The 15,043-nt window shown below is 47.6% G+C and carries 15 protein-coding genes; 7 read left to right on the forward strand and 8 right to left on the reverse strand.

The annotated features are described in order from the left end of the window. Positions 1–19 precede the first annotated feature (19 nt). From KNO98_RS12415 to KNO98_RS12425, 3 genes are read right to left on the reverse strand one after another with little or no spacing between them, the layout of a single operon-like run. Positions 20–664, reverse strand: a complete 645-nt coding sequence (locus KNO98_RS12415) for a hypothetical protein (RefSeq protein WP_026826772.1) — start codon at positions 662–664, stop codon at positions 20–22. Continuing rightward, complete coding sequence (locus KNO98_RS12420) at positions 661–1,827, reverse strand: DEAD/DEAH box helicase (RefSeq protein WP_034771232.1); 1,167 nt, start codon at positions 1,825–1,827, stop codon at positions 661–663. The genes KNO98_RS12415 and KNO98_RS12420 overlap by 4 nt, the downstream gene beginning before the upstream one ends. Before the next feature lie 53 nt (positions 1,828–1,880). Then, positions 1,881–2,303: a hypothetical protein gene (locus KNO98_RS12425; protein WP_026826770.1), complete on the reverse strand. Its 423-nt coding sequence runs from the start codon at positions 2,301–2,303 to the stop codon at positions 1,881–1,883. 373 nt (positions 2,304–2,676) lie between these two features. Here KNO98_RS12425 and pflB point away from each other — a divergent pair, with 373 nt between their 5' ends. Beyond that, positions 2,677–4,911 carry a formate C-acetyltransferase gene (gene pflB / locus KNO98_RS12430; protein WP_371742809.1) on the forward strand — a complete coding sequence of 745 codons (2,235 nt, stop codon included), beginning with the start codon at positions 2,677–2,679 and terminating at the stop codon, positions 4,909–4,911. A 57-nt stretch (positions 4,912–4,968) separates the two neighbouring features. Next, entirely contained in the window at positions 4,969–5,685 is a 717-nt protein-coding gene (gene pflA / locus KNO98_RS12435; RefSeq protein ID WP_026826768.1) for a pyruvate formate-lyase-activating protein, read from the forward strand. 48 nt (positions 5,686–5,733) lie between these two features. On the opposite strand, the gene KNO98_RS12440 is transcribed toward pflA, so the two are convergent. Further along, positions 5,734–7,011 (reverse strand): Nramp family divalent metal transporter, encoded by a 1,278-nt coding sequence (locus KNO98_RS12440; protein WP_268745959.1) that lies wholly within the window; start codon positions 7,009–7,011, stop codon positions 5,734–5,736. A 224-nt stretch (positions 7,012–7,235) separates the two neighbouring features. Further along, on the reverse strand, positions 7,236–8,090 hold the full coding sequence (gene rsgA, locus KNO98_RS12445; RefSeq protein ID WP_251130023.1) for a ribosome small subunit-dependent GTPase A: 855 nt from the start codon (positions 8,088–8,090) through the stop codon (positions 7,236–7,238). Between the two features lie 245 nt (positions 8,091–8,335). Between rsgA and KNO98_RS12450 the strand changes: the two genes are divergently transcribed. The 5 genes from KNO98_RS12450 (at position 8,336) to KNO98_RS12470 (ending at position 11,817) form a co-directional block, all read left to right on the forward strand. Further along, positions 8,336–8,725, forward strand: a complete 390-nt coding sequence (locus KNO98_RS12450; RefSeq protein ID WP_214701123.1) for a lmo0954 family membrane protein — start codon at positions 8,336–8,338, stop codon at positions 8,723–8,725. Positions 8,726–8,747: 22 nt separating this feature from the next. Next, positions 8,748–9,392, forward strand: coding sequence for a PspA/IM30 family protein (locus tag KNO98_RS12455; protein WP_214701125.1), 645 nt, complete (start codon positions 8,748–8,750; stop codon positions 9,390–9,392). A 78-nt stretch (positions 9,393–9,470) separates the two neighbouring features. After that, the gene (gene liaF, locus KNO98_RS12460; RefSeq protein ID WP_214701126.1) at positions 9,471–10,160 is read left to right on the forward strand and encodes a cell wall-active antibiotics response protein LiaF; all 690 of its coding nucleotides are present in this window, start codon (positions 9,471–9,473) and stop codon (positions 10,158–10,160) included. Then, positions 10,157–11,179, forward strand: a complete 1,023-nt coding sequence (locus tag KNO98_RS12465) for a sensor histidine kinase (protein WP_026826762.1) — start codon at positions 10,157–10,159, stop codon at positions 11,177–11,179. Before liaF ends, KNO98_RS12465 begins: the two co-directional genes overlap by 4 nt. Before the next feature lie 2 nt (positions 11,180–11,181). Then, positions 11,182–11,817, forward strand: coding sequence for a response regulator (locus KNO98_RS12470; RefSeq protein WP_015880838.1), 636 nt, complete (start codon positions 11,182–11,184; stop codon positions 11,815–11,817). A gap of 220 nt (positions 11,818–12,037) precedes the next feature. Here KNO98_RS12470 and KNO98_RS12475 read toward each other — a convergent pair whose 3' ends face one another. The 3 genes from KNO98_RS12475 to KNO98_RS12485 all read right to left on the reverse strand — a co-directional run bounded on the left by KNO98_RS12475 (position 12,038) and on the right by KNO98_RS12485 (position 14,973). Then, positions 12,038–13,936: an ABC-F family ATP-binding cassette domain-containing protein gene (locus tag KNO98_RS12475; RefSeq protein WP_214701128.1), complete on the reverse strand. Its 1,899-nt coding sequence runs from the start codon at positions 13,934–13,936 to the stop codon at positions 12,038–12,040. Further along, positions 13,933–14,634, reverse strand: a complete 702-nt coding sequence (locus tag KNO98_RS12480) for a lysophospholipid acyltransferase family protein (RefSeq protein ID WP_214701130.1) — start codon at positions 14,632–14,634, stop codon at positions 13,933–13,935. The genes KNO98_RS12475 and KNO98_RS12480 overlap by 4 nt, the downstream gene beginning before the upstream one ends. Before the next feature lie 78 nt (positions 14,635–14,712). After that, the gene (locus KNO98_RS12485) at positions 14,713–14,973 is read right to left on the reverse strand and encodes a hypothetical protein (RefSeq protein ID WP_026826759.1); all 261 of its coding nucleotides are present in this window, start codon (positions 14,971–14,973) and stop codon (positions 14,713–14,715) included. Positions 14,974–15,043 lie beyond the last annotated feature (70 nt).

Consider the following 15,043-nt stretch of genomic DNA (forward strand, 5'->3'; position numbering starts at 1 on the left):
GCATACAAATCTGGCCCCTTTATTTAGTCGGTTTCGGGATGATGACGCCTTCTTCTAAATCAAGTAACAAGTCGATCAGTTCCGCACAGAACTCTGGGAACTGCTCCAAAAAGGCACCGGGACCGACTTCATCCGTAAAGTCGATATATAGATCGACAACATTACCAGACATTTTCGCGGGTAAGGCGAGGAACGCCGAACCGAAGCGCCAGCTGCCTCGGATATCGAGTAACTTCCCGAGGACGAGGTCGCCGGTCTCACGTTCTTCCGGTAACTGAACAGCATATGTCTCTTTTGACTCCCAGTCTTTTAACTGACCGTCTTCGGTCACTTCAAAAATGCTGCAACGCGGGACAGCAAGTCCACGAAGTGCGTGATAGAGGGCAGGTGACATGTCGCCCTTATGGTCAGTCAAATAGCGACCGTGGGGCGTCATACCGTCCTCGTCCGTCTCAAAGAAGACGGCCCAGTCGATGAAGAGGTCACGGAAGAGCTCAGCGTCTTTTAAATGCCAAGTCCCTTCCGACGCGATCTCTTGAATATAGTTCGTCCACTGTGTGCTTCGCGCAAGAGCCGCTTGCTCATATAACTTTTTCAGTTCGGCAAGCAATTCGGACTCTTCGACGAGCAAAGGGAAGGGAATTACTTTCCGGTCTTTTTTCATCGGCGCGGTCCTCGCTTGTTCTCAGGACGTTTGACGACAGGAGGCTTCTCCTCAATCCGTTTCTCAATCACGTCGCCACGATAAATCTCAAGTTCTTTTAACTCGACACCGAGCTGACGTGCGAATGATTTCAAGTGTGGGAGATCGTCTGTCGTCACAAGGGAAAGGACGGTTCCGGCTGCGCTACCGCGAGCGGTACGGCCTGAACGGTGAATGAAGTCGTCGATTGATTCCGGTAAGTCGAAATGGACGACATGTGTCACATCCTCAATATCGAGGCCGCGTGCCGCGAGGCCGGTCGTGATGAGGAGCGGGTATTCCCCTTTACGGAATTCACGGAGCGTCTCGACGCGTTCACGTTTTCCTTTCAAGCTGTCGAGCATCCGATAGTTCACTTTCAACTTCTCTAATTCTCCTCGAAGAGGTGGCAAGAACGAACGGTTGTTGATGAAGGCGAGTGCCTTCACGCCATCGACGTGTGAAAGACGGCGAAGGAGTTCCGGTTTGTAGCGACGCGTCGTCAACAGATAGCCGTATGTCACTTGATCGCTGACAGCACGTTCGATTTTGATATGAGCCGGCTCGTTCATGAATGGTGATGACCACTCTTTGAGTGAATCGGTGAGTGTTGCCGAGACGAGTGCAAGCTGACGTTCATGAGCAGTATGCTTGATGATTCGTTCTGCGGCCTCTGTCAACCCGCTGTCGATGATTTGATCGGCTTCATCTAAAATAACGGTATGTGTCTCGTGAAGCTTCAGTTTTTTCTTGTCAATCAACTCGACGAGACGACCCGGTGTCCCGACAATCAAATGCGGCTTTTTCTTGATCCGGTCGATTTGGCGTTTCAATTCGACACCGCCGATGAATGAACCGATGCGGACGTCGCCTTTTTCAGTGAAGCGCTGTGCGACTTGTTGAATCTGCATGACAAGTTCACGAGTCGGGGCGACGATGACGACTTGGATACGATCGTTCGACGGATCAATCTTTTCAATCGCGGGAAGTAAATAGGCGAGCGTCTTACCCGTTCCCGTCGGTGCTTCGATTGTCACGTCTTTTCCATCTAATAGTAGGGGAAACGCTTCTTTTTGGACCGGCATCGGCTCGTTAAAGCCCATCCGTTCCCACGTTTCGTTAATAAAAGGTTTTGTAAAATTCATAATCGGTCTCCTTATCTATAGGCAAAAACAAAGGAAGCGAAAGCGCTCCCTCGTCAAATATAGCGAACATGCTCCTGACCATCTTCCATTGAAGAACGTAACGTCTGTGTAAACGTTTGACCGTCCTCAATGAGTTGGATGTGGGCATCCGCACCTTCTTCTGTCAATTTAACTTGTTCAATCGTGAATCCTTGATAGACACGATACTGTAACTCGGTCGTCATTTGCTCGAACGGTTTCAGTTCCGGGTGTGTCGTGATGACATTCATTGGACGCGACTCAAGTGCAGCGAGTAGTTGGTCGCGATAATCGATAAAATCTTCATTTTCGATGTCATCGTCAAAGCGAATCCAGAACCCTCCATCTTCAAATTCTGTGATAAATCCGTCACGCTTTTCACCTGCCTCGTCGACCTTCAATGAGATACGATCGCCGACTTGAAAGGTATTGTTTGTTGTTAATGGTTCGTACGTCATAAGTAGAACCCCTTCCTCTTATACAATGTTCTGCCTTCATTGTGTCTGATACGACACGAAAATTCAAGTTCTAACCGAGTGATGTGAGTTAAATCACTCTAAAAACTGTATAGTTAGTCACAGAACAATCAAAATAGTACAGATGAAATTGAAACCCTATCTAACAGGGATTTATCTGTTTCAAACTTTATGAAGTAAGGAATATAACAGTTTGTAAAACGCTTTCAAAAACGGCTGTTTTATCACGTTCATAAGATTGTTACAAGTTTCACAATAATGTAAAACATATTGTTCACGTTTTCACGTACACTTCAAGTATAGATAGCAGGCAGTTACTTTCGAGAATGAGGAGTGAATCAACATGGCAACCGAAATCAAATCCGCATGGTCAGGTTTTGTACCTGGTCAATGGACGAATGAAGTAAACGTCAGTGAGTTTATCCGTTTGAACCGTCATGAATACACAGGGAACGATACGTTCTTAGTAGGTCCGACAGAAGCGACGAACGTTCTGTGGAATCGTGTGATGGAACTTACAAAAGAAGAACGTGAACGTGGAGGCGTCTGGGACGTCGATCAACACACACCATCGACGATTGTGTCGCATGGACCAGGCTACTTAAACAAAGAGTTAGAAAAAGTCGTCGGCGTTCAAACGGATGAACCGTTCAAACGTTCGATTCACCCGAATGGCGGTATTCGTATGGTTGATGCCGCACTTGAATCATATGGTTTCGAACCAGATGAAGAAATCACAAAAATTTACTCAGAAATCCGTAAAACACATAACCAAGGTGTCTTCGATGCCTATACGCCTGAGATGCGGGCCGCTCGTAAGTCGGGGATCATCACAGGTCTTCCGGATGCTTACGGTCGTGGACGCATCATCGGGGACTATCGTCGCGTCGCTCTCTATGGGATTGACTTCTTGATGGCAGAACGTAAAAAAGATTTGGCAAAACGCGGCGGATTCTTATCTGAATCGGACATCCGCGAGCGGGAAGAGCTGAATGAACAACTTCGTGCCCTCCAAGAGCTCAAGCAACTCGGATCGGCTTATGGATTTGACCTTGGTCGTCCTGCGGAAAACACGCAAGAAGCGTATCAATGGGTGTACTTGGCCTATCTCGCAGCCATCAAAGAACAAAATGGTGCGGCGATGTCACTCGGTCGCGTCTCCACGTTCCTTGATGTGTACGCAGAGCGTGATATCGAGTCTGGTCGTTTGACTGAATCAGATGTCCAAGAAATCGTCGACCACTTCATCATGAAGCTTCGGATCGTCAAATTCTTACGGACACCGGACTATAACGAATTATTCTCAGGTGACCCAACATGGGTAACAGAATCAATCGGTGGGATGAGTGAAGATGGTCGCTCGAACGTCACGAAGAGCTCGTTCCGATTCTTGCATTCACTCACAAACCTTGGACCAGCTCCGGAACCGAACTTGACTGTCCTTTGGTCAACGAAACTTCCAGAAGGGTTTAAACAATACTGTGCGAAAATGTCGATTGAAACGTCGGCCATTCAATACGAAAACGATGATTTGATGATGCCACAATTCGGCGACGACTACGGCATCGCATGTTGTGTATCACCGATGAAGATCGGGAAACAAATGCAGTTCTTCGGTGCGCGTGCCAACATGGCAAAAGCCCTTCTTTATAGCATGAACGGCGGACGCGATGAGAAGAACGGCGCTCAAATTGCCCCGGTTTGGGAAATGAACACAGAAGATGTACTCACGTACGAAAAAGTATATGCCGATTTCGACCGTACACTCGACTGGTTGGCAGAACTATACGTCAACACACTCAACGTCATTCACTTCATGCATGACAAATATGCATATGAACGAATCGAAATGGCGCTTCACGATCCAGAAATCTTACGGACGATGGCTTGTGGAATCGCTGGTCTCTCGGTAACGGCCGACAGTCTCTCGGCAATCAAATACGCGAACGTTAAACCGGTCCGTAACGAAGAAGGAATCATCATCGACTTCGAAACAGAAGGAGACTTCCCGAAATTCGGAAACAATGATGACCGTGTCGATGCGATCGCTGTCGAACTCGTCGAGTCATTCATGGAAAAAGTACGGAAACATAAAACGTACCGTGACGCGCTTCACACACAATCGGTACTCACGATCACATCAAACGTCGTCTACGGTAAGAAAACTGGGAACACGCCAGACGGTCGTCGTGCTGGTGAACCGTTTGCTCCAGGAGCAAACCCAATGCATGGACGAGATACTAAAGGTGCGGCTGCATCACTTTCATCAGTCGCGAAACTTCCGTTTGAGCACGCACAGGATGGAATCTCGTACACGTTCTCAATCGTACCGAAAGCACTCGGAAAAGAAGAAATCGCACGTGAACTCAACTTGGCGGCACTTCTCGACGGTTATATGAGTGGAGAGCATAAGGGACATCATTTGAACGTCAACGTCTTCAACCGTGAAACACTCCTTGATGCGATGGAACATCCAGAAGAGTATCCACAGCTCACAATCCGCGTATCTGGATATGCAGTCAACTTCATCAAATTGACGCGTGAGCAACAGATTGATGTAATCAACCGTACGTTCCACGGTTCGTTGTAAATAAAGGCTTAGCGGCCTTCGTTAGGAAGGTCGCTCATTCGTTAGGAGGTCATTTCGATGACAATGGGATATGTACACTCGGTCGAATCATTCGGAACAGTTGACGGCCCTGGTATTCGCTTCATCGTCTTTTTACAAGGTTGTGCGTTACGTTGCCTGTATTGCCATAATGCGGACACGTGGGATTTCAAAAAGAATAATCACCGCTCGGCTGAAGACGTCATTCAAGAGGCGCTCAGCTACCGTCCGTTCATGGAAGCATCGAATGGTGGCATCACCATCTCTGGTGGCGATCCACTCGCGCAACCCGAATTTTTAGAGGCGCTACTACGTGAAGCGAAAAAGCACGGGCTCCATACGACGCTCGATACGTCCGGTGCGCTCCGTCCTCCTAATTTGGATGCGATTTTAGATCATACCGATCTTGTCTTGCTCGATATCAAGCATATCGATGACGATATGTGTAAAAAGCTAACGGGTCGTAGCAATGCCAACACGCTCGCGCTTGCCGAACATCTTTCCGAGCGCGGAACAAAAATGTGGATTCGCCACGTCCTCGTTCCTGGGTGGACGCTTGAAGAAGGTGCGCTTCGTCGCACCGCCGCGTTCATTCAGAAGCTAGACCATGTCGAGAAAGTCGAAATCTTGCCGTATCATGAAATGGGCGTCTACAAATGGGAGGCGCTTGGATTAGATTATCCGCTTAAAGGAACGAAACCTCCGACATCAGATGAAGTCGAGTGGGCGGAAGGGATTTTGCAGGGAACTGTATAAAATAAGCGCAGGCCACATCGGCCTGCGCTTGTTTTATTGATTTAGAGATTAGACAAAAGTTTGGAGAATCAAAAAGAGATTTAATGCGATGACAATCGCTGTAATTCCCCAACCGATCCATGTTGTGAAGCGGTGATTCACCAGTCCGCCCATCAATTGCTTGTTGCTCGTAAAGAGAAGTAAGGGGACGAGGGCAAACGCGATGCCGAACGAAAGAACGACTTGACTCCAAACGAGAGCGTTTGACAAATTGACGCCAGACAAAATGAGTAAGAGCGGTGGGGTCATCGTAATTAGACGACGCACGTAAATCGGGATATGCTTTTGAATATAACCTTGCATAACGACATCTCCAGCCAACGTACCGACAGATGCGCTTGATAGTCCAGCGACCATTAATCCAATCCCGAACAGCATAGCAATCGGTGAACCTAAAAAGGAATCGAACTGCTGGTGGGCAATCTCCAAGTCATTTACGATTATACCGTTCTTATAAAAGACAGCAGCAGCGATAATTAACATGCTCGCATTGATCGCACCAGCAAAAATCATTGCAATCATCACATCGATTCGTTCGAATTTCATAATTCGCTTTCGTGCCACCGTATCTTTTCCGATGATCCGTCGTTGCGTCAACGCAGAGTGTAAGTAAATGGCGTGCGGCATCACGGTTGCACCTAATATTCCGGCAGCCAGTAAAATACTCTCAGTGCCATCGAAACGAGGAATTAAGAGACCGGATAAAAGAGGCTTCATTTCAGGTTGAGCACTGAACGTTTGAATGGCGAATGCGAGAGCGACAACGAGTAGCATACCTGTTATAACCGTTTCGAGAGGTCGGTAGCCACGTCGTTGCACTTCTAAAATCGCAAAGGAACCGACCGCTGCGAGGAGTGCGGCTTGAATCAGTGTTACGTCAAACACCAGGTAGATTCCGAGGGCGGCACCGACAAACTCGGCCAAATCAGTTGCCATAATCATCAACTCGGCTTGAATCCATAAAAAGATGGCAGTTTTCCGAGAGAAGCGATCTCGACAAATCTCAGGTAAATTTTTTCCGGTCGCGATTCCGATTTTGGCAGATAACGTTTGAATCAAACCGGCCATGATGTTTGCAATTAAAATCACCCATAGAAGCAAGTAACCAAACTGAGAACCTGCGGCAATATTGGTCGCATAGTTTCCGGGGTCAATATAAGCAATCGAAGCGACAAAAGCCGGACCTAGAAATGGGAGGAGTGTTTTCATTTTTTGAGATATCGAGTGATGTGTTCGAGGCGATTCGACTTCGTTCAACATGACATATCCTTCTTTCTTTTGCCTGATGGTTAATTTGTTTACCTAAGGAAAATTTTTAAGTATAAGGCAATTTTACGCCTGGTGAAATAGCTTGTCAAATCGTATAAAAAAGAACTGTGAGAAGCTCACAGTTCTTAATCTTTATGACCGACGCTTTTTCTTTTCTAACACTCGTGCATGTTCTGCCTGTTTCTTCTCCATATAGAGAAGTTCTCGTTCGAGTTTGAGGTAACTCGCGTAGCGTTTCGCATCTATCGTACCGTTCGTAAGCGCCTCTTGGACGGCGCAGCCCGGTTCTTTCTGATGTGAACAGTCGCGGAAACGACACGTCTCGGCAAGCGCTTCGATATCACGGAACGTGTCCTCGAGATGCTCGCTTCCTTCCCATAGTCCGAATTCTCGCATCCCGGTGTATCGATGACGTATAAATCATCGATTCGGAAGAGTTCGCGGTGTGTCGTCGTATGCTTCCCACGCTCGTCTTGTGCCCGAACGGTTTGTGTGACGGCGAGTGCCTCGTGGGCGAGGGCGTTCGTCAGTGTGGACTTTCCGACTCCGGACGAACCGACGAATGCAATCGTGCTCTCGCTCGGTAACGCGTGACGAAGTTCAGCCACACCTTCTCCCGTCACGGCACTGACGGGGAATACTTGAATCCCGGGTGCGTTCACTTGAATGTCTTCAAGCAATGTGTCGACGGAGTCGACTTGGTCGGTCTTCGTCAGGACGATGATTGGAATGGCGCCTGTGTCCCAAGCGGCTAACGTATAGCGCTCTAGTCGGCGGATATTGAAGTCGTGTCCACACGCCATCGTAATCAAGACGTAGTCGACGTTCGCGCAGATCAGTTGTTCACGTGTCTCGTTGCCGGCAGCCGCTCGTGATAGAACGGTCCGACGCTCAAGGAGATGGTGAATCGTACCTTGACCATGCTCGCGAACTTGAATCGTGACATAATCGCCAATGACCGGGTAATCCCGTTCGCTCGTCGCTACATGTCGAAATTTTCCGGAAACTCCGCACATATAACCTTTCTCTCCGATGGAAACCGTATAAAGATGTTGGAACTGTGCCGTGACACGTCCCGTTTCAGTTTGTTGAAACAAAATAGAATCCTCCTTTTAATGATGGAGGACGACAGCCCTCCGATTCGCTGACATTAGGTGGCGTGCATGCATCATGTTGCTCATAAAACATCATCCTTTCATTGTTCGATAGCATAAGTTTACCATAATATTTGAAAACGGTAACATCTCAGTCTAAAGACCGAGGCGAAACAAGCCTTCCGCTCGTCGACCTATACAAAATAACGTATTATGATAAGAGTGTACTTAATAAGGAGGGATGACAGATGAATCACCAAGTGAAAAAGGTGCTGTTCATCGTGGCCGGGATCGCTCTAGTGCTCGTGTTAATCGGTGCTTTACCGAATATGATTTTGTTCGGATTAGGAGCTCTCTTGACGCTTTGGGCTGGAGTCCGTTTTCAGGCTGTGACACACATCGGTGCTAAAGTTGGTTTCGGAATCCTTGTTGTCGTCGGGATTGGGACGATGCTCTCGAACATTTGGGCACTCGTAGGAGTGATTGTGGCATGGTTGTTATTTAAAGGGTATATGATGTATACGGGACAAAAACGAGATCCGGATGTCGAGATTTTAGATGCGGATGGAACTCGTGCTGGCCGTAGCAGCTTCCAACAGTTCGATCAAGTGTGGCAGAAATTTGTTAATCGTCGTTAAGATTTCATAAGGAGGATTCACCATGAAGACACCGTTTGATCAGTTTCGTGAATTAGCGAATGAGTTGACGAAAGAGATTTCAAAAGAAGTGAAGAAGTATCAAGATAAAGAGATGCCACGTTCAAGCGGAGAAGCGGAATTGAACCGTCATATCCGTGGAGCGGAGAAGGAAGTGTTGTCTGTTGAGCGACTTGTTGAACGTCAACGTACACTACTCTCAGAACTTGCTGAAAAACGTGACGATGCCAAGAAAATGGCGGATAAGCGATATGAACAGACAGAGCTGGCGAAACAAGCTAATGAAGAGAAGTTGGCAGAGCGTGCAGCGCTCGAGTCGAAACATTACGGAGAACAGTACCGTTATTTTGAAGGCTTGATTGATGAAGGAGAGCGTGAATTGGATGCACTTGAACGTCGTGCGCTCGAGATGAAACTCAAGCTCGATGAGATGCAGAACAAACGATATGAGTTCGCGATGCGTGAAAATCTAGATCTGTTAAAAGGGACACTCGACCAAATTTTTGGTCAGAACACGTCACAGTCTCATCCTTTCACTGAGGAAGAAAAGAAAGAAGAGCCTGCTGAAGAGAAACAAGACACGCAAGCAGACGAAGATGATTTTGAAGCAAAACTAAAAGAACTGGAGCGTCGCTTTACACAGGAGTGAGGTGACGGTTCGGCGATGACCTAAATAAGGTCATCGCTTTCTTTGCTTCATACATATAAACAGAAAGGGGGAAGGGACATGGAGCGTTGGAACACACGTCAAATCATCGGATTCATGATTATTTTATTTTCAGTCGGACTGTTTATCGATATCGTGACGGGTGGGAATAGCGTCTTATTCAGCATGATTCTCCCGCTACTTCTCCTCTATATCGGACGACGGTTCAGTCGTAGGGGCAAGCAGTCAGCGAGCTATATCTTTTATGCGATTGGCGGCATCCTCTTGATCGGCTTGATTTTCTCATCTGCCGCATTCGGATTCGTGCTCTCTGGACTGTTATTGTTATTCGGGTACCGACTCTATAAAAATCGACCAGTCGAAGCGAAAATTCGGACACCCCTTCGCCAGGAGCAAGCTTTCTCGTTCGGTATGAAAGAATCAGGACACTATGTGTTACGTGATACGAACGAGTTCTTTTTACTACGGGATGTCGAGATGGACCTATCACAAGCCATTATTCCGGAAGGGGAGACGTTCTTACTCCTGAATGGTCTTGCAGGAGACATCCGAATTCTCATTCCAGCGGGTTATGACTATTCGATTGATGCGTCGATCGGTTTCGGTAAAGTTCAGGTGGATGACTCGAACTATTCGCCAGTGTTCAATCGCCGCTTCTATACAGCGTCCGATGATTATGTTCAAGCCACACGGAAAGTTCGGATTCATATCGTGCTCATGAGCGGAAGTGTCGAGGTGATGACGGTATGAAAAAAGATTCTTATCCACGAACGGTCGTTTGGCATCAGTTATTTAGTAGCCTCTTGACGGCTTTCTTAATCACAGTAGCGTTTCTCATAGGTGACTCGACTTCACTGAGCGATTTATTTTCGCGGGAAGAAGGGTTGCCTTTCGGTGTGTCCATCCTTGTCATTGCCGTGTTGATTGGGAGTATCTTCGGCGTAGGCTCTTACTTTTATTTGCGTCGAGACTTTCGAGAAGTCGCCAATGCCTTGTGGAAACTGGAAAATCAAAAAGACATCACATTCCGTCCGATGTCTCCTTATCGGGATACACTCGAACGAATCGTCCGCGTGTCAAAACAGCGGCAAGAGATGATCGAGATGGCGAAGCGTGTCGGAGAGCGCCCAATCAGTGTAGAAGAGGCGCGAAGTGAGGCCGTCGTCGAAGAAAGACGGCGCGTCGCACGAGAACTTCATGACTCGGTGAGTCAACAGCTCTACGCCATCTCGATGATGACGACGGCGGTCAAACAGACGATGCAGACGAAACCGGAATTAGCGAGTAAGCAAATGGAACAAGTCGAGCTCATGGCTCAAACGGCACAGGCGGAGATGCGCTCGTTACTCCTGCAGCTGCGACCGGTCGAACTAGAAGGCATGACACTCAAGACGGGAATCGAACGTTTGTTAGAAGAATTGTCGCGCAAACAGTCGACCGAGCTCGTCTGGCGATTAGAAGAAGTGAAGCTGTCCCGTCATACCGAAAATGAACTATTCCGCATCGTACAGGAGGCCATCAGTAACACGTTACGGCACGCCAAAGCGAAACGTTTGGAAATCGAGATGCGTAAAGTGCAACAGACGGTCATTTTAAAGATCAACGATGATGGAATCGGATTTAATGTGGACGATACACAAGTCGCCTCATATGGATTACAATCGATAAGAGAGCGCACGGCAGAAGTCGGTGGAACGTTGCGGTTGGTCAGTGTGCCGAATGTCGGGACACAAATCGAAGTACGTGTGAAACAACAAGTGGAGGGGTAATGATGATTCGAGTCGTATTAATTGATGATCACGAAATGGTCCGAGCGGGCGTGTCTGCTTTTTTATCGACACAACCGGACATCGAAGTCGTCGGCGAAGCGTCGGACGGAGCAACGGGAGCGGAGCTTGCCATTGCAGAAAAACCGGACGTCGTCCTCATGGATCTGGTTATGGAGCCAGTTGACGGGGTCGAATCGACGAAACGAATTAAAGCAAGTTGGAAAGAAGCGAAAATTTTAGTCGTGACGAGTTTCTTAGATGATGAGAAAGTATATCCGGTGATCGAGGCCGGTGCGATGAGCTATGTCCTCAAGACGGCGAACGCGAACGAAATCGCGGATGCGATTCGTCAAACCGCTGCCGGAAATCCCGTCATGGCCGCCCAAGTGACGGGAAAGATGCTCGAACGTCTGCGCCATCCGGAAATGACACTCCATGAGAGTCTAACTGCCCGTGAACGAGAAATCTTGCAACTGATGGCGGAAGGTAAATCGAATCAAGTGATCGCAGATGAATTGTTCATTTCACTGAAAACGGTGAAGACACACGTCTCAAATATTTTGACGAAGCTTGACGTCTACGATCGGACACAAGCGGTCGTCTATGCATTCCAACATAATTTGGTCAGTAAAGGATGACCGACTACATAGCTACATGCGCCAGCGGGGGCAGGCCCATGACGTCTATGTCTATGGCTGTGACAAATCACTGACTCATCAGCCGGTTTGAGCACATCGCCTTACAGACGATGTGCTTTTCCTTAAAGTGAAGTGATAAAAAGGAGTTGGATTCCCAGAGCACATGCCGGGAATCCAACTCCTTTTCTTATTTGATAGAACAGGCTATCTCACGAACAGATCAGCCCTTTTTTTGTGCTTGTATTTGTTCGTCGATTTCAGATAGGTACGCCCAGCGTTCCATCTTCGTATCGAGTGCTTCTTTCAGTTCTGCAATCATTGCATACAATTCATTGACTTTACCGAGGTCGCTACCCGCTGTCGCGAGTGTCGTTTCCTGTACTTCAATCTGTTCCTCAAGCGCAGCGATGTCTTCCTCGATTGTGTCCCATTCCTTCTGTTCTTTGAAGGTGAATTTCACGACTTCTGATTTCGGACGATCTTTCTTCTCTTTCGGTTCTTTCTCTTTCTTTACTTGACGAACCTCTTCTTGGCGTGTGGCCAGATAATCGCTATATTCTGCGTGATACACTTGGATGGATCCATCTTCAAATGCAATTAACTGGGCGGCGACACGGTCTAAGAAATAACGGTCGTGGCTGACGGCGATGACAGTGCCTGGGAACGATTCTAAATAGTCTTCTAACACGGACAACGTTTCCGTATCCAAATCGTTCGTCGGCTCATCAAGGAACAAGACGTTCGGTTCGTCCATCAAAATTCGTAACAGGACGAGACGGCGTTTCTCGCCACCGGATAACTTCGCAATCGGTTTATATTGTGCGTCCGGGGTGAAAAGGAAACGCTCGAGCATTTGACCGGCCGTGATGGTCTCGCCATCCGGGGTATAAATCACTTTCGCAATTCGCTCGATTTCATCGATGACACGTCTTGACTCATCTTCAAACTCAACTTGTTGACCGTAGTAACCTAGATGAACCGTTTCTCCATGCAAGATCGTACCGTTTGTCGGTTCTAGGCGCTTGGCGAGCAAGTTCATGAGCGTTGACTTCCCACTCCCATTCGGTCCGACAATCCCGTACCGTTCACGGCGACCAAAAATCCAATTGAACTGTTGAATCAATAACGATTCGTCGTATCCGAAAGACATGTCTTCGACTTCGATGACTTTTTTACCGAGGCGTCGTGACCCAACAGAGACATCGAGCACTTCCTCTTCCGCTAAGCTCTCTTGATGTTTCAAGTCTTCAACGCGTTGAATGCGGGCTTTTTGTTTCGTCGTTCGTGCTTTTGCACCTCGACGTAACCAAGCGAGCTCACGGCGTAAAATATTTTGTCGTTTTTGTTCCATCGACTGGGCGCGTGCTTTTCGCTCAGCACGCTTCTCAAGAAACAGTTCATAGTTTCCGTTATAGAAGTAACTCGTTCCGTCCGCAATCTCTAAAATATGGTTTGTGACACGATTCAAGAAGTAACGGTCGTGGGTGATGAGAAGGATTGCGCCTCGATAGTCGGTAAGCATCGTCTCGAGCCACGCAATCGTATCGGCATCGAGTTCATTCGTCGGTTCGTCTAAAAGTAATAAATCGGCCTCATCCAGTAATGCTGCGGCGAGAGCGACTCGTTTTTGTTGCCCGCCGGAGAGCGCATTTACATCGACCGATACGTCAGGTAGGCCAAGGCGGTTCAAAATTGATTTTAGTTTTGCTTCCGTTTCCCAAGCATCTGCAGCATCGACGGCTTGTTGAGCTTTCATGAAACGTTCGAGTAACTGCTCGCTCGTTGGATCCACTTCGAGTGCTTGACGGGCACGTTCGAATTGTTTCAGCGCTCTCACAGACGGGGTATCGCTTGTGAACAGGGCGTCGAGAATCGTTTGACCTTCGCCGAATTGGACAGTTTGAGTCAAATAGCGAATTCGATAATCGTTCGGATGTTGCATTGTTCCCCGATCAGCTGTCTCAGTACCGGCGATGATTTTCATAAACGTCGACTTTCCAGAGCCGTTCACACCGATGATACCAATACGATCTCCAGGGTGGATGGTCATCGTCACATCATCAAATAGTACTTTATCGGCAAACTCTTTATGGATGCCTTCAATCATTAATAAACTCATGCGTTCTCTCCTTCAATCTGTTGACGAATGGCTGCTTCAATCGTCGCTGCGATTTCTTTGTTTGGCAGATCGGCTGGGTCGATTGCTGGTAGAAACGTAACGTCGACTGTTGCCGGAGTAATTCGGTTCTTTGCTTCTAGCAGTTTGTAGCTGCCTTGAATCGCGACAGGAACAACCTTGGCACCGCTTGATGTTGCGAGCGTCAAACTCCCGGCTTTGAACTCTTTCATCGAACCGCCTTTTGAACGTGTTCCTTCCGGGAAGACAATCATCGATTGACCAGACTGAATCGTCTCGACACCGGAACGTATCGCCTTAATCGATTGACGACGATCACTTCGGTCGATGAAGATGCAGCCCATCAATTCCATCCAACGCGGAATAATCGGGAATTTTTGTACTTCAATTTTTGAAATGAATGCTTTCGGTCGTTTCGTGGCCGTCAACATGATCGGCACGTCGAAGTTTCCTTGGTGATTTGATACATATACGACGGGCTCATCTGGAATCAGTTCCTGTCCATGGACCCGAATATCGGCACCCGCAACTTTTAGCAAGAACTGAGCCCACTTATAGGCGATGTCTTGTACATAACGATAACGTTGTGGAGGTTCGATTTTCTTTGCTCTCTGTAAAAATGGAAGGGTGATTGGTAACACTGCAAAAAATGAGAAAAACCATACTACTGTTCGAATCATTCTATTTTCTCCTCTCATGATGACAACAAGAAAGAGTCTTCTTCTCTTGACGAGAATCCGACCCTTAGGTATGAATCCTTATTCCCAAAAGCGAGAATCGCTCTCTTCTTCCTCTTCCTCGAGTTCGAATGTAATGCGTTTATTCACAGGATCGACGACGAAATAAGCGCCGTCTTGCTCAATGCTTTTGATTTGCATGGCTTGGTCGTTGCCGATTTCAAGAGTGAGACGGATTCGATTGTCATCATCGACAAGTAAGATCCCGTCTTCCTTTAACCAAAGTTCCATGACGGGTGAATAACGAAGTAGCCATTCATTCGATAACGGAATTTCATTCATACGTTTTTGTGCCTCCTGCGATTATAAATCCATTGTACGTTGTCTGTTCCTCCATAGGATACCAAATGTG

This window comes from Exiguobacterium sp. s57, from assembly GCF_018617685.1.
GTDB lineage: Bacteria > Bacillota > Bacilli > Exiguobacteriales > Exiguobacteriaceae > Exiguobacterium > Exiguobacterium marinum.